15 protein-coding genes are annotated in these 17,369 nt (G+C 53.5%); 10 read left to right on the top strand and 5 right to left on the bottom strand.

The annotated features are described in order from the left end of the window. Positions 1–10: 10 nt before the first annotated feature. From EV12_RS01230 to EV12_RS01210, 5 genes are all read left to right on the top strand, one after another. Positions 11–1,189 carry a quinone-dependent dihydroorotate dehydrogenase gene (locus EV12_RS01230; protein ID WP_036911014.1) on the top strand — a complete coding sequence of 393 codons (1,179 nt, stop codon included), beginning with the start codon at positions 11–13 and terminating at the stop codon, positions 1,187–1,189. Between the two features lie 38 nt (positions 1,190–1,227). Beyond that, entirely contained in the window at positions 1,228–2,226 is a 999-nt protein-coding gene (locus EV12_RS01225; RefSeq protein WP_052039508.1) for a hypothetical protein, read from the top strand. Continuing rightward, entirely contained in the window at positions 2,226–2,924 is a 699-nt protein-coding gene (locus tag EV12_RS01220; protein ID WP_036911010.1) for a PilN domain-containing protein, read from the top strand. Before EV12_RS01225 ends, EV12_RS01220 begins: the two co-directional genes overlap by 1 nt. Then, on the top strand, positions 2,921–3,676 hold the full coding sequence (locus EV12_RS01215; RefSeq protein ID WP_036911008.1) for a hypothetical protein: 756 nt from the start codon (positions 2,921–2,923) through the stop codon (positions 3,674–3,676). Before EV12_RS01220 ends, EV12_RS01215 begins: the two co-directional genes overlap by 4 nt. A gap of 76 nt (positions 3,677–3,752) precedes the next feature. After that, positions 3,753–6,116 carry a type II secretion system protein GspD gene (locus EV12_RS01210; RefSeq protein WP_036911006.1) on the top strand — a complete coding sequence of 788 codons (2,364 nt, stop codon included), beginning with the start codon at positions 3,753–3,755 and terminating at the stop codon, positions 6,114–6,116. A 26-nt stretch (positions 6,117–6,142) separates the two neighbouring features. Here EV12_RS01210 and EV12_RS01205 read toward each other — a convergent pair whose 3' ends face one another. Next, a complete protein-coding gene (locus tag EV12_RS01205; protein WP_036911078.1) occupies positions 6,143–6,952 on the bottom strand; it encodes a pentapeptide repeat-containing protein in 810 nt (269 codons plus the stop codon). 110 nt (positions 6,953–7,062) lie between these two features. On the opposite strand from EV12_RS01205, the gene EV12_RS01200 reads away from it, so the two are divergent. Next, positions 7,063–8,277, top strand: coding sequence for a pyridoxal phosphate-dependent aminotransferase (locus EV12_RS01200; protein ID WP_036911076.1), 1,215 nt, complete (start codon positions 7,063–7,065; stop codon positions 8,275–8,277). Here EV12_RS01200 and murG read toward each other — a convergent pair. Then, the gene (gene murG, locus EV12_RS01195; RefSeq protein ID WP_036911003.1) at positions 8,274–9,350 is read right to left on the bottom strand and encodes an undecaprenyldiphospho-muramoylpentapeptide beta-N-acetylglucosaminyltransferase; all 1,077 of its coding nucleotides are present in this window, start codon (positions 9,348–9,350) and stop codon (positions 8,274–8,276) included. The genes EV12_RS01200 and murG overlap by 4 nt on opposite strands. A gap of 119 nt (positions 9,351–9,469) precedes the next feature. On the opposite strand from murG, the gene EV12_RS01190 reads away from it, so the two are divergent. Continuing rightward, complete coding sequence (locus tag EV12_RS01190; protein WP_052039510.1) at positions 9,470–10,153, top strand: hypothetical protein; 684 nt, start codon at positions 9,470–9,472, stop codon at positions 10,151–10,153. Between the two features lie 72 nt (positions 10,154–10,225). On the opposite strand, the gene EV12_RS01185 is transcribed toward EV12_RS01190, so the two are convergent. The 3 genes from EV12_RS01185 to EV12_RS01175 form a co-directional block, all read right to left on the bottom strand. Continuing rightward, positions 10,226–10,870, bottom strand: a complete 645-nt coding sequence (locus tag EV12_RS01185; RefSeq protein ID WP_036910999.1) for a DUF938 domain-containing protein — start codon at positions 10,868–10,870, stop codon at positions 10,226–10,228. Next, complete coding sequence (locus EV12_RS01180; protein ID WP_036910996.1) at positions 10,867–11,868, bottom strand: DUF952 domain-containing protein; 1,002 nt, start codon at positions 11,866–11,868, stop codon at positions 10,867–10,869. Before EV12_RS01180 ends, EV12_RS01185 begins: the two co-directional genes overlap by 4 nt. A 314-nt stretch (positions 11,869–12,182) precedes the next feature. Beyond that, positions 12,183–13,088 (bottom strand): NAD(P)-dependent oxidoreductase, encoded by a 906-nt coding sequence (locus tag EV12_RS01175; protein WP_036910992.1) that lies wholly within the window; start codon positions 13,086–13,088, stop codon positions 12,183–12,185. Positions 13,089–13,414: 326 nt separating this feature from the next. On the opposite strand from EV12_RS01175, the gene EV12_RS01170 reads away from it, so the two are divergent. The 3 genes from EV12_RS01170 (at position 13,415) to EV12_RS01160 (ending at position 17,369) form a co-directional block, all read left to right on the top strand. Then, complete coding sequence (locus EV12_RS01170; RefSeq protein ID WP_241466526.1) at positions 13,415–15,367, top strand: DUF3604 domain-containing protein; 1,953 nt, start codon at positions 13,415–13,417, stop codon at positions 15,365–15,367. Positions 15,368–15,489: 122 nt separating this feature from the next. Continuing rightward, entirely contained in the window at positions 15,490–16,347 is an 858-nt protein-coding gene (locus tag EV12_RS01165) for a peptidylprolyl isomerase (RefSeq protein WP_036911072.1), read from the top strand. After that, on the top strand, positions 16,344–17,369 hold the full coding sequence (locus EV12_RS01160) for a HupE/UreJ family protein (RefSeq protein ID WP_052039507.1): 1,026 nt from the start codon (positions 16,344–16,346) through the stop codon (positions 17,367–17,369). Before EV12_RS01165 ends, EV12_RS01160 begins: the two co-directional genes overlap by 4 nt.

The raw sequence follows: 17,369 nt of genomic DNA, 5'->3' as shown, positions 1-17,369 counted from the left end.
GAGGCCCTGGATGGCTGAGCCATCACCTGCAAAGGTGTACTCCACCGGTGGGTTGTATCGCCGTTGGCTTGGACCAATACTCGCGAATGATCAGGGCTTAGATGCGGAACAGTTGAGTCAAGCAGCATTGAGTGCCCTTAGCCAGACGTCCCTACGTAGAGATTGGCCAGGCGTGTCAGCTGTCCTGGCAGCTATAGCCTTGGATTTACAACGCCGTGATCTGCGGCTTGAGCAAGTGTTATTCGGCTGCCGGTTTCGTAATCCTGTTGGACTGGCCGCTGGCTTTGACAAAAACGGAGTGGCGGCCAGTATCTGGGATCGCTTTGGATTTGGATTCGCCGAACTCGGCACTGTGACTTGGCATGGGCAGACCGGCAACCCTCGGCCCCGACTCTTTCGCCTTGCTGCTGAGCAGGCCGCTTTGAACCGAATGGGTTTCAACAACAACGGTGCTGAAGTGATGCGTCGCACTTTGGAGAAACAGGCTTTGCCTTCACCTGGCCAGCGTCCAGCTGTGCTGGGTCTCAACTTGGGCAAATCCAGGATCACGCCATTGGAGCTGGCCCCAGACGACTACGCCTTATCGCTTGAGTTGCTGGCACCATTGGCGGATTACGCCGTGATCAATGTCAGCTCTCCTAATACACCCGGCTTGCGTGATCTCCAGGGTGCCAGCCAGTTGAGGCGGCTGGTGGAGCGATTGCGACGGTTGCAAGGATGCCCGCCGCTGCTGGTGAAGATCGCTCCGGATCTCGAAGACGATGCCATTGATGGTCTGGCTCGATTGGCTTATGAGGAGGGTTTAGCAGGTGTCATTGCTGTAAATACAAGCCTCGACAGGTTCGGCCTCGACGGGCGGGTCCTTCCCCAAACGGGTCGCACCCTTGCGGAGGAGGCTGGTGGGCTCAGTGGAGCACCACTACGTCAACGGGCCTTGGAGGTGCTGCGTCGGCTGCGGGCTAGTGCAGGTCCGGCGTTGCCCCTGATCGGCGTGGGAGGCATCGACTCACCAGAGGCCGCATGGGAGCGAATCAGTGCCGGGGCTTCCCTTGTGCAGCTATACACAGGTTGGATCTTTAAGGGCCCAGATTTGGTGCCGAATATTTTGGATGGGCTGATCGACCAGCTTGACCGCCATGGCTTCCGGCATGTGTCGGAGGCTGTCGGGAGCGGCGTGCCCTGGCAGTAGCCGATACCCTTCGTCCAGAGCGGGGTTGCCTTTCCTTGGTGTTGGCTGGTCTACGCGAACGTTTTCCGCAGCTGGAGCAGTTGCAGGCCATGGCGGAGCGATGGCTTTTGAGGCAACGGGTACTGCTTGCTGTTGATGAGTCTGCTCTCGTGATGCTCTGGAAACAGGGGGAGAGGTTGACTCTTCGACATGTACCACTGCCTCAAGGTCTTTGTCGTGGAGGCATGCCAACCCAGCGTCAAGCTTTGGGTGAGTTGTTAGGGGACCTACTTCTGGATATAGGTCTTCTCGGAGGCCAGCTTGAGATGTTGTTGCCAATGCAGACCTGTCAATGGCGCTTGCTCTACTGGCCTGATGGTGAACCAGAGGGGGATCAGGTGAAGGCCCTGCGAGAGCTCAACCTTGAGCTGAATTGGCCATTGTCCTTTTCGGAGTCTTATTTAGCTGTGTCATCGGTGCAGCTTGCTGGATCTTTGTCGACTCCAACGCCGCTGTCTTTAGCGGTTGGGACTGATAGGTTGATGGTGAATACCTGGATTGATGTCGGCGAGGCGGCGGATCTACCGCTACTGAGCCTTGAGTGGATGCTGACAGCTGCCTGGCGGACTGTACGTACGGCCAGCCAACACTTTGAAGGTGATCTGGCTTGGTTGCTGAAGCATCATGGGCACTGGCGTTTAGTGCTATTACGCAGCGGTTTGCCTGAGCTCGACCATGCTCTTTCGGCTTCTTTTGATGGTGGCGATCTGTCGAAAGATCTTTTACAGGAGCTTGATGAGGTTTTGCAGGCTTGGCGGTTGCGCAGCGAAGGGGCGTCGCCCCCTTTGGCATGGTGGGTTACAGCCGGTGCTGTTGATCAACAGCAACTTTGTTTAGCGTTGGAGTCTCAAGGTCAAGGTGAGTGCCTAAGCAAGCAGAAGCTTTGGTTGGTTGGTGAAGAGCAACCCGCCCTTGAAGGGCCAGAGCCTGATTTCTGGCAGGGTGACTTCGCAGCTTTGGCTTGTTTAGCCCTAGCGGGCGCCTGGGAGCAGCGCTGATGGCTTCATTGACTAGGGCTGAGTTGAATCTGTTGCAAGAGCGTCGCCAGGAGTTGGGTCTGACGGCTCAGCCTGCTCTTATGCCTCAGTTGCGATCCTTGCTTGGCAAGGGCATTGGGCTCGGGGCTCTGCTGGTGCTTGCTTTTGTAGCAGTGGCCGCTTGGTTGACCTGGCAAGAAGGTCAGCAACAGGTTGAGCTTGATCGCTTGCAGCCACTGGAACAACGATTGCGGCTGGATCAGACGCAACTGAAGCAGCTAAAGGCCCGTACAGCAGTCATCCGTAAAGAAAACACCCAGATCGCTGAACAGTTGGTCGCGGTTCGAGCGAGCTCTGCACTGATGGAACAATTGCGCCGGCTAACGCCTCAAGGCATACAGCTGAAGGAAGTTGCGGTAAGGACTCAGCAGATCAAAGTCATCGGTCAATCCTTGGGCGTTGGTTCTCCGGGTCCCTTTGAACGCATCAATGCATTGGTTCTGGAACTTGCGGCCCTGCCGATGGTGAAACCTGATGGGGTAAAGGTTTTGAAAGTGGTGAGGGAGGGGGCTGGTGAGGATGAGGAATTCGTGAAATTCAGCGTCGATGTGACGTTAGATCCCAAGGCCAGGTCTTCTTTGCAGGAGTTGAGTGAGTTGGGTGCAAGCGGTTTGGTAGAGCGCTATCAGCTGCTTCAGGAACAAGGGGTAGCACCATGACCAATCTCAGCCAAGAGCGGCCGAGCTGGCAGCGCAAAATCACACGTGAGCGTGTCTTGGTGGGGGTGCCGCTCTTGATAGGCGGCATGGTGGCTGGCTCGTTGGTCTTCACGGTTGTATCGCCTAGCTTGGTTCGCTTGGAAGCCCAGCAGCAACGTCTGGAACAGCTTCTCAACCAGGAGGCCTCATTACCGTTGCTGCCTGGCCAGTTGAAGACAGCCACTGAAGAGCTAGCAAAGGTTCAACAACAGCAAGATGTGTTGCTGAATCTGGTGGCAGGTAAGAACAAAATTCAAACCTTTTTGGCTCAGTTGAGCCGCGAAGCCATGGCGGCAGGGGTGGTGCTGGAGCTCTATGAACCTGTGTTAGTCGCCCCGTCACCATCGGCAGCTACCAGCCAAGAGCCTCCGGGAACGAAGTCGAACCCAGATGGCGAGGAGATCAGCCCTGAAAACCCACTGGCAGGACGTGGTTACGAGAAAACAGCCGTTCTCCTTCAGGCCCGTGGACCTTTTATCGCCCTGCAGGACTTTCTTAGAGGAATAGAAGCTTTGCAGCTCGTGGTCCAACCCAGTGATCTTGAGCTCACAGCACTCGACCCTCAGCAGAGGCCAGAAGATGACGTCGTAACAGGACCAGCACTCACGCAGCTCAAGCTGAAACTAACCTTCTATGACAAAACATCCGTTCCTGCCAAGCAAGGCAAGCGAAGGATTCTTGAGTCTGAGGAAGGATTCCCTCCTGAAGCCTGAAGCGCCCCTAGCTGGCGAGGAAATCGATCGATACCATCCGTGAAGATTGTGTGCCAGATCGACCCTGGGTCGCCGTATGTCTCGTTCCCAGCGACTGGTTCCTTTGCTTACAGCTCTTGGTTTGTATGGCGCGTCTATAAGCGGTGGCTTGATGCTGCCAGCTCCGGTGAAGGCACAGAAGCAGGGGACGATGGAGCTGAAGTTGCGACGCTCTCAAGACAGCGTTGAAGTCATCATTGAAGGTGTGGGCCCGCAGCCCGTTGTGCAGCAGCGACAAACTGGTCAGAACTGGGAAGGTCGATTGACTACCCAGGGCAAGCCTGGACTGCGCCGCGGCCCACAGCAAGTGTCGATGCCGCAACTGGGGCTGCAATCTGTGAGCCTTGCAGGATCAGGCGAGAGCTATCAATTAAATGTTGAAGGGGTGGCCGGCAGGCCGTTACTGAAACCATTGGTTAGTGCCGACGGCCGCAATTTGATCCTTAGCTTTCCTGGGTTAACTGCTCAGGCTACGCAAACTGGACGCTTGGATTTGCGCACGCCAGGCAGGGTCCCTCAGGCGTCTTATGTACCGCCTTTGCGACAACGAGCTGTCGCGCCTCCACTAGGAGATATGGCCGTGGGCACCATGGTGCTGAGTAACCGCAGTTTTGTGCAGGTGAGTGGTCCTTCAGTGACTCTGACCTTGAACAATGCTCCTGCGAAAGATGCCTTGATGTCTCTTGCTCGATTGGGAGGCTATGGATTCATTTTTGTCGGGGATGATTCAGAAAGTGGAAACACGACTGGAGTGGACACATCAGCAGATGCGCCAGTCAATGGTGGAAATAAGAAGGTGTCGATGGCTTTTCAAAATGAGAGCTATGCCCGTGCCCTCAATGGGGTGCTGTTGGCATCAGGGTTACAAGGCAAGCTTGATGGCCGCACGTTGCTTGTTGGCAGTGCCGTTGCGAGCAAAACATTTGGTCCTCAGGTTTCGAAGGTGTATCGGTTGAATCAGGTCAGGGCCGACAAGGCTGCAGATTATTTAGCCAGCCTTGGAGCAACGATTAGCAAGGTAAATACCACCACCATTACTTCAGGCGAATCGTCCTCTGCAGGAACATCTCAGCTCAATAATCAAGTCTCTCAAACGACATCCACTTCAACCAGTATTGACACCTATGGGGCCTCTGTGGGCCCGCTAAAGGGTCTTACAGGCACAACTGATTCTCGCTTGCAGACAATCACATTGGTAGGCGATTCGCAATTGGTTACTGTGGCGGAGAGCTATCTCAAGCAAATTGATCTGCGCTCACGCCAGGTGGCACTTTCAGTGAAGATATTGGATGTAAATTTGGACAATGTTAGTGATATTGATAATAGCTTTTCATTGCGGTTTGGTGATAATTTAATTGTCAACGATAATGGCCAATTGTTGGCAGCATTTGGTCGCAACTTGCCAGCTAACTCAGACTCTTTTGAATCTGCTCCAGTGGAGACTAAGACTGAAAGCAGCTCTGATTCTACAGCAAGCACTTGGAAACAAGGTTATGACTATGGTTATATTTATGAGTTGGACGATTATGGTATGTCGACTGGAAAAGTTCAGCGTGATGACGAAGGGCTTCCTGAAAAGGCTGATGGGCTTCAATTTGATAGCCTTGGCAATCTCTTGACGAATGCAGGCCGCGGGCCAATTCTGTTTGATATAACAAGCGACTCATCGGAAGAATCCACGAAGTCTAGTAAAGAAAAAGGTACTGAAAGCAAGACCCGCAATCCTTCCCTAAATTACCCCGATCAAGCCTTCTATGATTTTCTCCAGGCTCAAATTTTATCCACTAACACCAAGGTATTGGCCTCTCCTACGCTAATACTCTCTGAGAGCGATGAGAGGAGTAGTGATGGAGATATAGGTCGAAAAAATGCAAACGAAGCCTATGTGCGCCTCGGCGATAAAGTTGTTACTGCCTTTGTGGTCACAACGGATCAGAATGGCAATGTTTATTGTGAGCCAACATTTGAAACGGCGGGTCTATCTCTAGGCGCTAAAGTTAGTAAGATTGATGACAATGGATTTGTGACATTCTCGCTAGAACCCAATCTGTCGGCTGAGGTTGGTGAACTTGATCAGGGCGAATGTGGCGTCATTAAGACCGTCAATGAAAGGCTTCTTGAAACTGGTGCTGTTCGTGTTCGAGATGGCCAAACTTTGATTCTTACAGGTGTAATTAGTGATCGTGATATTCAGGTGGTTACAAAATGGCCAATTCTTGGAGACATCCCTGTGATTGGCCAGTTCTTTAGGTCCACAAATGGAACAAAGAGCAAGAGTGAGCTGGTCATCATGGTGACACCTCGCATTATTGACGATGAGCAGGGTGGTAGTTATGGCTATGGCTATCGACCTTCTACTCAAGCAGCGCGCAACTTAATTTATACTCAACCGCGGCGTTGAGCTACAAGATTGTTTTGCTTGGCTTCTCAGAACGCGAGGGGAGAAAAATATTTTGCTGCCAGAGGGAGTAGCTGTTGGAATAACCCAGCCGCTCCGCTGAGTAAAGCTCCACCCATACCATTTCCGCCACGCTGAGTTGGATTTTTCTTGACTCGTTCTGCTCCCTCGCGCATTTGTTGAGCTAGTTCAGGTTGCTCTTGCTGCTCGAACAATTCAGCTGCATAAGCAAAATCGCGTGAGGCCATGTTTCGATTTGCCTGTTCAGCTCGGCAAATCCCTCGTGCAACCCATGTGATTGCTGCATCCGGTCGACGAATCAGGGCTTTATTGAAGTAGTCCTCTGCTTCTGGATAGCGACCTTGCAAAGCTTCCTCCACACCAGCGTTATGGAGCGAGGCATAATCGCTAGCCACTGCTTGTACTCCCTTGGCATCCTTCCAGTGACTACTAGACAGTCCGTTTTCGTCCAGTTTTGCGCCACTGAGATCGGCTCCGATCAGATCAGTTCCTGTGAGGTTGGCGCCTCTGAGATCGGCCCCACGTAATGAGGCGTGGCGAAGGGTGGCAAAGCTCAGATCAGCCCCGTTTAGGTTGGCTCCATCAAGCTGAGCGCGACCGAGGTCGGCTCTCTGCAACTTGGCCTTTTCAAGGTTGGCAGCACGCAGATCGGCATGCATCAGATCGGCATCCTCAAGACTGCAACTCATGCAGGCGCCTGTCTCCAGCAATTGCACGAGATGCTTGAAGTTGTTTTCAGCTCCACTGCGTTGAGCAATGCCAAGGATTGCAGTGCTGCTAACCAGGATCACCATGAGGGCGGTCAGACGACGGCGCATCGTTTGAGCGATTAGAAATTTGCTGTGCCATTGCTTTCTATCGGCTTTTTTGAGCACGTCGACTCCCTCCCACTCGGCAGGATGGATTGTTGTTATGGGTCGCCATTGACTTGAGCTCCGCTCCCTCCCTTCACGGTGGCAATCGCATTGATGAGGCGCAACGGCTGGGTTGTCGACCGGAGCAGCTTTTGGATGCCAGTGCCTCTTTGGTTCCTTTCCCTCCATCGCGAGCTTTACAAGGGTGTTTAAGAAGGGCTCTAACTGACAACACGCTGAGGGATTATCCGGATCGCAGCCATCAGCGCTTGCGAGACGTGATCAGCAACTGGCATGGGGTTGATCCCCTGATGGTGTTGCCGGGAAATGGCGCGGCGGAACTGTTCACCTGGGCCGCTCGTGATGCAGCGTTTGAAGGCGTGAGTGGCCTGCCTACTCCAGGCTTTGCTGATTACGGCAGGGCTCTGAGGTGCTGGCAAGCCTGCCAGCAAGCTTTGCCACTGCCCCTCTCCTGGTCTGGTGAGATGCCGCAGCCTTTTCCGGGATTTTCTGGTTCGCCAACAGCCAGCTCACCAGCTGGCGTGGCTCCAACAGCACCAGCAGTTGCGACTTCAACCGCAGCCTCACCAGCAGGCGAGCCTCTCGCAGCCGGTTCAACAGCAGCTGCTGCAGAAGTCGCCTGGATCACCAATCCTCATAACCCCACAGGGCAACTTTGGAGTCGTGCGTCTTTAGAGCCTCTGCTTGAGCGTTATCGCCTGGTGATTTGTGATGAGGCCTTTTTGCCTCTAGTGCCCCATGGTGAACCTCAGTCTTTAATTCCTCTGGTGGAGGCTCATCCCAATTTGGTGGTGATCCGCAGCCTCACGAAGCTCTATGGCATTGCCGGCCTGAGGCTTGGTTATGCCCTGGCTCAGCCTGAACGCTTGCAGCGTTGGGCTGGCTGGCGTGACCCTTGGCCTGTGAATGGCATCGCTGCTGCTGTTGGAGAGCATTTACTGCGAAACCCCCGCCGCTATCAACGTTGGTGCCGCAAGGTGCAACGTTGGACAGCCAGTGAAGGAGTCTGGTTGCAGCGCAAACTTGCGGAATTACCTGGCATTACTGCCATGCCTTCGGCTGCAAATTTCTTGTTGATTCGTGCTCAGAGCTCTCTGCTGCCTCTGCGTGAAGCCTTAGAAGCGCGCCATCGCATTCTCTTGCGTGATTGCCGCTCTTTTGAGGGGCTAGGCGAGAACTGGTTGCGGATCGGTTATCAAAGCCGTCGCAATAATCGCCGCATCATTAGCGCCATGCGACTGGAACTACAACGCCACCCTCTGGCTTAGGGGATGACATCTTCAAGTCGATGTCTTAATTGCTGATCAGCATCCCGCACGGCCAGTCGTTGCATGCCTTGCCTCATCTTCAGCAATGGATCCTCTTCTCGATTGATTCCGCGTAGGCGAGAGCCCAGTAAATGCTGCAGAGCATGACCAAGAGCCTGATGTTCGGCTGCATGTTGATGCACGATCACGGCAGCCCCAAGCGCAGCGGCGCAGGCTGCGTTGGCCTCTTGATGCTGGTCTGCCGCTTGGGGGAAGGGCACCAAAATCGCTGGTGTGTTGCAAACGGCTAGTTCACTCAAGCTGCCAGCGCCAGCACGGCTAATCACCAGATCGGCATGTTGCAATAAGCCAGGGATCTCATCACTGAAGGGTTGTTCCACCAGGTTGGCGTGATCGAGTTCTCCTACCTCTGGATCGTTGTTGCCGGTGAGATGCACCACGCGACAACCGGCCTCCAGCAACGATGGCAATGCGCCTCGCACCATGCGGTTGAGTCCGACGGCCCCTTGACTACCACCAATCACCACCAGCAATGGGCCATCACCGCAAGGAACCCAACGCGGCAAGGCCTGTGGCGAAAGGAATGTCGAGCGCACAGGTGTTCCTGTGACCACAACTCTGCTGCCTGGGATGCGCTCGGCAGCAACAGGGAGGCCTACAGCCACGACCTGGCAGAAGCGGCCCAATAAGCGCGTCACTCGTCCGGGGATGGCATTGGATTCGTGCAGCACCACAGGGATGCCGCACCAGCGAGCCGCCAAGATTGCCGGCGCAGCGATGTAGCCCCCAGTGGTGAAAACAGTCTGGATGCCTTGCTTTTGCAGTAGCTTTCGCACCCTGCCAGTGGCAGCGAGTAATTGCAGCAACTGCACCAGCTTGCGCAGGCCGCGACCTTGTAGACCACCGGCGCGCACAGTGGTCAGCCCATAGCGTTCTGGCACCAATTGGGTTTCGAGGCGATCTGGTACTCCCAGCCAGCACACGCTCCAGGAGGCGGGCAAGGCTTCGGCAACAGCCAGTGCTGGAAAAAGATGGCCACCGGTGCCGCTTGCAGCAATCAGAAGCCTGGGCATGGCAGTGGGCAGAGCATGAAGGTGCGGCCTAACTTATCGGCAGTGCCCTCAAGCCTCCAGTGCGTCATCTCAAGCCAGTTGCTTTGGCCTCCAGTCTGCTGGCATTGTGTTCAGCGTTGATGCCATTGATTGGCAGGGCTGCAGATGCTGTGCCTCTCAGCACCCGCTTACAACAGGCTCTCAATACACCTGGAGGTGAAGCCCTCAGTGGTCTGCTCGCAGACGAATATGCATCTAATCTGGAAAGTCGTTTGCGCATTTTCTCTGCCAAGTTTCCTGATGCCCGTTGGTCTGTTCGTCCAGCCGAACCTTTAAAGGATGGACAGCCGACCTTTGAAGTTGAAGTGCGTGGTCGTCGTGAAGCGGAAAGCCTTAGCTATGCCCTTGAGGCCAACCAACGCTTGGCATTGCTCACTGAAGGCAAACTGATCACTGGTGAAGAAGTGATCAGCGAGCAGTCGATCCTGCGTAGCGCCAGCAAACCCTTGCCGATCAGCCTGTTGATTCCTGATGCTGTGCTCACAGGTAGTCGTTACGACGTTGACGTGATCTTTGATCAGCCCTTGGGGCATGCGATGGTTGCCGGTGGCTTGATTGCGCTTACGCCTGCACAGGTCAGTCTTCAAAGCACGCCTGATATCCAGCTGGCACCGATGCATGGTGGTGGCATCTTTAAATCGGTGCAGGCCCCGTTCACGCCCGGCAGCCAAACATGGGCAGCGATGTTGGTGCATCCTGATGGTGTGATCACAGTGACCAAGCGTGTGCGGGTGGTCAGCAATGAAGACGAACTGATCCCTTGAGTTTTGGTTGGCTTAAGTCTTCTTCGTTGCCGTCAGCGGTAGGGATGGGATGTCTTGATTCGCGTGATCAAGTCATGATTGCCTAGGCGTGAAGATCAAGGAGAGGTTGTTGGCAGGCATTTCAATCACATCATTCAACAAGAGGCCTGAACTGACACCAAGATGTTCTACATCTTCAAGTTCACGCACTCCCCAACTTGGATCTTGCATGCGCAGATAATCATCAAACCTGGCATTACTTTCACTCGTGTGAAGACCATTACGCTTGTATGGCCCATAGAGAATCAGTGGTGCAGAATCGCCCAGCAATTGAGCAGCTTCTTGGACCAAAGATTCACAACAATTCCAAGGAGAGATGTGAATCATATTGATGCAAATAACCCCGCAGAGATGATCAGTTAGTCCATCAGGCAATTCCCAGGGGCGCGCGTTGACATCGATCTTGAGGGGTGGAGGCATGATCTGTTCAAGCTGCTCAAAATGGATCCAAGCATTGATGCTGCGAAGATGCATTGGATCAATATCGCTGCAGTGCCAAATGAGCTTTGGGAACAATTTTTGAAAAGCAACGGCATGTTCGCCACTGCCACTTGCAAGTTCCAACACTCTGCCATCACTCGGCAGCGCCTTGCTCAGAACAGCAGCAATTGCATCACGGTTCCTCTCTGTTGCTGCAAAGTGAAGACGATCTTGATAGGCATCAACGCGTTCATTCATGGATAAGTTTCCACAAGGTCTACAGCGCTCAAAGGCAGGACTCCAAAAAGATGAGGGAACAGCTCCCCTGCTGATGAGGGTTCGGCTCGAAGCGGCATTGTCAGTTGCTCTGGGTTTAATTTCAAGCTAAGCACCTGGCCTCGATCACGATAAAATTGATGATAAGTAGACTCAAGTTGATGCTGATAGCTCAAATGGATGAATCCAATCTCTTTGAGTTTTAATCCGCGAGTAGAGAATTGATAAACCCCTTGATTGCATGCGTCTTGCCAGTCTTCAATCAAAGCCAGATGAAACAATGGTTGATCTGTTTTAACTAAACTTGAATCAGCAGGGAAAGTCTGAGGTTGATGTTCTGGCAACCAAGGTTTGACTGGTGTCATCAATCTTGCAAACAGTGGATGTTGCAGAAAGGCTTGCAACCATCTTTTGATGGCTTGAAGATCTTGATCGCAATCAAAGCTTGATGGATCAGCGAGACGATATTGACGCACAAAAGGCCATAGAGCCCAGTCTGCCAAACTCTGAGATTCTCCAATAAAGCAAGCATAGTAATCACTTGATTCTTGTTGTGCTAGTCGCGCATTCCATTCCAAAAGAATGTCTCTAGCCATGTTGCGATGTTCTTCGGCATCCTCTCCTTTGAACCTGCAGGCATATTTAAAACGATCTAAATGATATTTAAAAGGGCCATCATTCTGTTTAATAAGCTGCTGGATTGTTTTTTGTTCTTCGGCTTTTCCACTTCGCAGCCCATCGAAGGGATCAGCTTGCTGAAGAGCCCAGTGCATGATATCCATGCTTTCATCAATCACTGTCCCATCTGCAGTCATCAGCACTGGCACGGTTCCTTTTTGAGAAGCCTGCAGCAGCTCTGGCGGCTTATTTTTTAGAGCCACTTCTCGCAAGTTCACCAATAAACCAGAAACCAAAAGAGCCCATCGGGCTCTCATTGCATAAGGGCAGCGACGGAAGCTATACAACAACGGAGTCGGCATCAGACTCAAAGCCGTGGACAACTTGATTGGTGATGCAGGCTGTCATTGTTCGCCATGGTGGGAAGTGAGTTTTTAGGTGCGCGTTGTGTATCTTAAGTCGTTGCATTGAATTGATTTATGTAGCCTAGCCGCTCAATCAAATATTGCCGATTTCATGGCTAATCCCTTCTAAACATATCAGTTAAAGTTGGTGCAATAGTAGGCCATGAATAAGCATTCGGACTGAATATATTGGCTTTTATTTGAATGAAATACTAGCTTTCAATTAAAGTTGTACCAACAACTTGTTCAGCCTATCGAAGGCTAGATCAGAATTACTGAGATTCTGCCTGTTGCTGATCAAACCACCGCCTCAGCACTGATACATCTTCCTCGCTATGGCCAAGTTCAATCAGGTTTTCCTCCATGGATTTCACTTTGCTTGTGATTGGCAGTTGTAGTCCCACGCGTTCTGCCGTTTCCAGGGCAATGCCGAGATCCTTGTGATGCAAAGCCAGCTTGAAGCCAAGCGGATAATGATCTTCCAGCATCGCTGTTGATCGGTGCTTAAGGGCCCATGAGCCTGCGGCACCATGCTGTAACGCTGTAATCACCGTCTGCATCGGTAGGCCCAGCTGCTGCCCTAGCGCGATTGCTTCTGCTAACGCGGCATAGCTGCCGGCCACCAGCACTTGGTTGAGCGCCTTCACCTGCTGGCCCCGTCCCACCGGACCGAAGTGATGAATGCGCTCACCGATCACTTCCAGCAGTGGCTGCACCCTTGCCAGAGCTTGTGTGTTGCCACCCACTAGAACGGTCAGAGTTCCTGCTCTAGCCCCTTCGGTGCCTCCGGTTACCGGTGCATCCAGATAGGTCACCCCTTGCTGAGCAAGTCGCTCAGCAAGGGTGCTCGACGTTGCTGGGGCGATCGTCGAGCAGTCGACCACCGTGGCACCTGATGCCAGCCACCTGGCAGCTCCCTTGCCACCGAAGATCACATCCTCCACAGCAGCACCATCGCTGACACAGATCAATAACGCTTCCACGTCAATGGCTGTGGTGGCTGGAGAGTCGCAGCGTCTCGCTCCCTGCAGGCTTGGATCTGCCTCTGCTCGGCGACTGCGAGTGTGCACCTGCAGGCTATAGCCGGCCTTACGCAGGTTGATGGCCATCGGCAGTCCGAGTGCACCAAGGCCTATCACGCCGATTCGTGCCGGTGGCGCCAGTTCAGATTGGGTCATGTTTGATGGAGAAATCCGGTCAGACCTTCAGGCTGAATCACAACAGATGGGATGGGTTATCGATTGATTCACCTTGATTGCTGTTTAGCGGTCTTAAAAAGTTCAACTAGATCACTGCAGCTCTTCAAGGTGATTGAGTTGGAGCGATTGCCGATCGATCAGGCCGCTGTGATCTTTTTTTTCATCGATCCCTTGACCGCCAAAGCAATGAACTGATCCAGCTGACCATGACTTAGGACGAAGAAAATTTTGACAGCTTTCAAAGCTTTTGCAGCATTTTTAACTTTTACAGGACGAGAGATAAACGCTAGGTTCCATCCTTAGTTGTGACGGTAACGGCAGTGCTCTTCAGCAAACAACCTTCTCAGCGCTTTTCAAGGGGCCGTGTGCTTTCTTTTGTCGGCGCTTTGCTGTTGTTGCCTGTGCTGGGAGCACTCTCAAAGCGTGAGGCGCCGTCAACGTCTGCCAGCAAGGTTGAGATCGCTAAGGCTGCTATTGGTTCCATCCCTACGCGCGCCTACTTCGGTGATACCCATCTACATACGGCCTATTCCGCTGATGCCGGCATGGTTGGAACCACAGTTGGCCCAGAGGATGCCTACCGATTTGTGCTTGGTCAGCAGGTCACCAGTAATACAGGTTTGCAGGCCAAGCTCAAACGCCCATACGACTTCGTCGTGATTGCTGACCACGCTGAGAACATGGGCTTGCAAGACATGATCGGTCAGTCAGACCCAGGTTTACTCAATGATCCTTTCGGCAAACAGCTTTACGATCTTGTCAAGGCTGGCAAGGGTTATGAGGCCTATCTACTCATACTGAATACGCTTGGAGAGGGTGGCGATAAAGCTGAGATCAAAAGTGAGTCGATGAAACGCTCTGCCTGGAACACAATCACCACATTGGCGGAAAAGTACAACGACCCTGGCAAGTTCACTGCTTTTATTGGCTACGAGTGGACGAGTCAACCAGGCGGAAACAACCTACATAGGGTTGTCGTCTTCCGCGATGACAAGACGAAGGCCGAGAAGGTTCTTCCCTTTTCGGCGTTTGATTCCGATGACGTGGAAGATCTTTGGGCTTATATGCAGAACTTTGAGAAAAATACCGGCGGCAAGGTGTTGGCAATTCCGCATAACGGCAATCTTTCCAACGGCATGATGTTTGATCCCTTTCATCAGAAGGATGACAGCCCAATTGATCGCGACTATGCCCGTCAGCGCAATCGCTTTGAACCCCTCTATGAGGTGACGCAGGAGAAGGGAACAGCCGAAGCCCATCCCCTGTTATCACCAGAGGATGACTTCGCCCCCTTTGAGGTGTACGACAAGGGAAATCTGAGTGGATCTCAGGCTAAAACCAATGCGATGTTGCCGTATGAATACGCTCGTCCTGCTTTAAAGCTCGGGTTGCAGCTCGACAACCAATTAGGTATCAATCCGTTCAAGTTCGGATTGGTTGGTAGCACTGATTCCCACACCGGTCTCTCCACCACTGAGGAGGACAACTGGTTTGGCAAGGCCAACATCCTGGAGCCCAGTCCAAATCGCTGGAAGGATGTGCTGATCAAGTCATTGAAGGACCCGAGCCTTGATATGACTGCGCAGGATCTGGCTGCCTCCGGTTTGGCCGCCGTTTGGGCTCACGAGAACACGCGTGAGGCTTTGTTCGATGCCATGGCTCGTAAGGAGGTTTATGGAACCACCGGCACCCGTTTGCAGGTGCGTGTCTTTGGTGGCTTCGATTTTGCTGAAGGGGATTTGAACCGCTCTGATTTCGCAAAGAATGGCTATGCCAATGGTGTGCCCATGGGTGGTGATCTGAGCAATGCACCTTCGGATAAGGCGCCGGCTTTTCTGATTCAGGCCATGCGTGATCCGATGGGCGCCAATCTGGATCGCATCCAAATTGTCAAGGGCTGGTTGTCAGCCGACGGGCAGACTCATGAGAAGGTCTACAACGTTGCTTGGGGAGATGCCGACAAGCGCAAGCCAGGTGCTGATGGCACGTTGCCAGTAGTGGGCAACAGCGTGAATCTTCAGGAGGCTACTTATAGCAACAGCATTGGAGATCCTGTTCTGAAGGGCTACTGGAAGGATCCAGACTTCGATTCCAGTCAGAAGGCTTTCTATTACGTTCGCGTGATGGAGATTCCGACGCCCCGTTGGCTGGCTTACGACCGCAAGCGCTTCAACCTCTTTGAGGTGATGCCAAAGGATATCCGCTACGTCTCTCAAGAGCGCGCCTATACGAGCCCGATTTGGTACAACCCAATCTGATCAACGAACAACGTCTCCGCAGCTTGATTGCCTAGGCGAGGATTGAGGGAACTGCTGCGGGCTCTCCCATAATTGTTGTGTGAATGTCGACCCTGAAACGAGCCTTACCATCTTCGCTCGCGTTGCCGAGTTGGTTCAAGACAACCCTGAAGGAGCCGATTATCCAGTTTCTCCTCCTGGGTGGTGCCTTATTCCTGTTGCACGGGTTGATGCGGCCACCGGGTGCCGCCTCCGGTGGCGCGATCATCATCTCCGATGCACGCGTGGCCACCATGGTGCAGACCTTCATGCGCACTTGGCAGCGTCCTCCCACCTTTGCTGAACTCGATGGTTTGATCAATGACCACATCCGTATGGAGGTATATGTGCGCGAAGCAATGGCGCTGGGTCTGGATCGGGATGACATGATCGTTCGCCGCCGCTTGCGGCAGAAGATGGAATTCGTCTCCGACGCAGAGGCCTCCCGTAAGACTCCCAGCGAAGGAGACTTACAGGTCTATCTGAGCAGGCATGCCGATCAGTACCGCACCGATACGCAAGTCAGCTTTCGCCATGTGTTTTTAAATCCTGAACAGCGACGTGATGCCCTCCAGTCCGACGCCCGGTTGCTTTTGGAGAGGCTCAACGAGCCGGAGGCGGGAGTTAACGCTTTAGAGGTCGGCGACAAATTGGTGATGCTGAAACCAGAGTGGCAGAGCGTTCGCAAATCAGAGCTGGTTGCGCTGTTTGGCGGAGAGTTCACCGAGGTCTTGTTGCAGCAACAGCTCGGCACATGGGCGGGACCTATCTCCTCTGCCTATGGCATGCATCTAGTGAAATTGGATGAGATGAAGCCTGGTGATGTCCCCAGTCTCGATCAGGTTCGATCCAAGGTTGAGCGCGACTGGATAGCTGCTCAGAAGCGAAAGCAGCAAGAGGTTTTCTACCAGCGTTTACTCGGTAAATACACGGTTACCCGGCCGGAGCTGTCTGAGCCATGAGCCGTTTCAAGCTGCGCTCTTGGCTGGCGATTGTCGTCTTCGCTTTGACGTTAGTTTTACCGCGAACCCTATCGGCCCATGAGTTACTGCCTGGATATCTAGACCTGCACGAGACCGCCGCTGGCCAATACAGTGTTCTCTGGAAAGTGCCGCTTCAGCAAGGCAAACGTTTGCCGATCACCCCTCGTTTTCCAGAGGATTGCCAGCTACAGGGTGACCTTGACAGCAAGCTGGAGTCGTCCGCCTGGATTTATCACGGCAGCCTCAGCTGCACGTCCAGTCTGAAGGGGAAGCCGATCGTCATCGATGGTCTTGCAGCAGTGGGCACGGATGTGCTGGTTCGCTTCCAGCCTGCTGATGCTGTTCGGCCTGAGACCCATCTGCTCAAGCCGGTAAAACAAACGACCATCCTCGGTACTGATGTTGATTCTGAGCCATCCGGGCTAGTCGCCTACCTGCGCCTAGGCATTGAGCACATCCTGCTGGGTGTCGACCACCTGCTGCTGCTGCTCGGTCTCGTGATGATCGTTCGTGACGGCTGGATGCTGCTGAAAACGGTCACCGCGTTCACGCTCGCCAACAGCATCACCCTGTCGGTGTCTGCCATCGGCATCGTTCAGGTGCCTACAGCTCCCCTGAATGCGGCCATCGCGTTGTCGATCCTGTTCATCGGCACGGAAGTGGTGCGCTTCATGCGTGGCCAAACCAGTTTCACGCTCCGTCATCCCTGGGTTCTGGCCTGTGGTTTCGGATTGCTGCACGGCTTCGGTTACGCCCGTGGTTTGGCGGAGCTGGGATTGCCTCACCATGAACTGCTGCTGGCCCTCTTGCTCTTCAACGTGGGGATCGAAATCGGCCAAGACCTTTTTGTGGTGTTGGTTCTCGCTCTTGAGCGTGCGTTTCGGCAGCTGCAGATCCGCTGGCCTCTGTGGGTCCGGCGCATGCCGGCCTGGACCATCGGTTGTGCTGGTGCTTACTGGACGATCGAAACCACGCTTTCCCTGATCAAAGGAGGTGTTTGA

Source organism: Prochlorococcus sp. MIT 0701 (assembly GCF_000760295.1).
In the GTDB taxonomy this organism is placed as follows: Bacteria; Cyanobacteriota; Cyanobacteriia; order PCC-6307; family Cyanobiaceae; genus Prochlorococcus.
This window is presented reverse-complemented; position numbering and strand designations above follow the sequence as displayed.

Coding starts and splice junctions, on each gene's coding strand:
- EV12_RS01185 (WP_036910999.1), bottom strand. CDS start 10,870: ATGAATGAACGCGTTGATGCCTATCAAGATCGTCTTCACTTTGCAGCA.
- EV12_RS01230 (WP_036911014.1), top strand. CDS start 11: ATGGCTGAGCCATCACCTGCAAAGGTGTACTCCACCGGTGGGTTGTAT.
- EV12_RS01205 (WP_036911078.1), bottom strand. CDS start 6,952: ATGCGCCGTCGTCTGACCGCCCTCATGGTGATCCTGGTTAGCAGCACT.
- EV12_RS01220 (WP_036911010.1), top strand. CDS start 2,226: ATGGCTTCATTGACTAGGGCTGAGTTGAATCTGTTGCAAGAGCGTCGC.
- EV12_RS01160 (WP_052039507.1), top strand. CDS start 16,344: ATGAGCCGTTTCAAGCTGCGCTCTTGGCTGGCGATTGTCGTCTTCGCT.
- EV12_RS01180 (WP_036910996.1), bottom strand. CDS start 11,868: ATGCCGACTCCGTTGTTGTATAGCTTCCGTCGCTGCCCTTATGCAATG.
- EV12_RS01175 (WP_036910992.1), bottom strand. CDS start 13,088: ATGACCCAATCTGAACTGGCGCCACCGGCACGAATCGGCGTGATAGGC.
- EV12_RS01215 (WP_036911008.1), top strand. CDS start 2,921: ATGACCAATCTCAGCCAAGAGCGGCCGAGCTGGCAGCGCAAAATCACA.
- murG (WP_036911003.1), bottom strand. CDS start 9,350: ATGCCCAGGCTTCTGATTGCTGCAAGCGGCACCGGTGGCCATCTTTTT.
- EV12_RS01210 (WP_036911006.1), top strand. CDS start 3,753: ATGTCTCGTTCCCAGCGACTGGTTCCTTTGCTTACAGCTCTTGGTTTG.
- EV12_RS01190 (WP_052039510.1), top strand. CDS start 9,470: ATGCCATTGATTGGCAGGGCTGCAGATGCTGTGCCTCTCAGCACCCGC.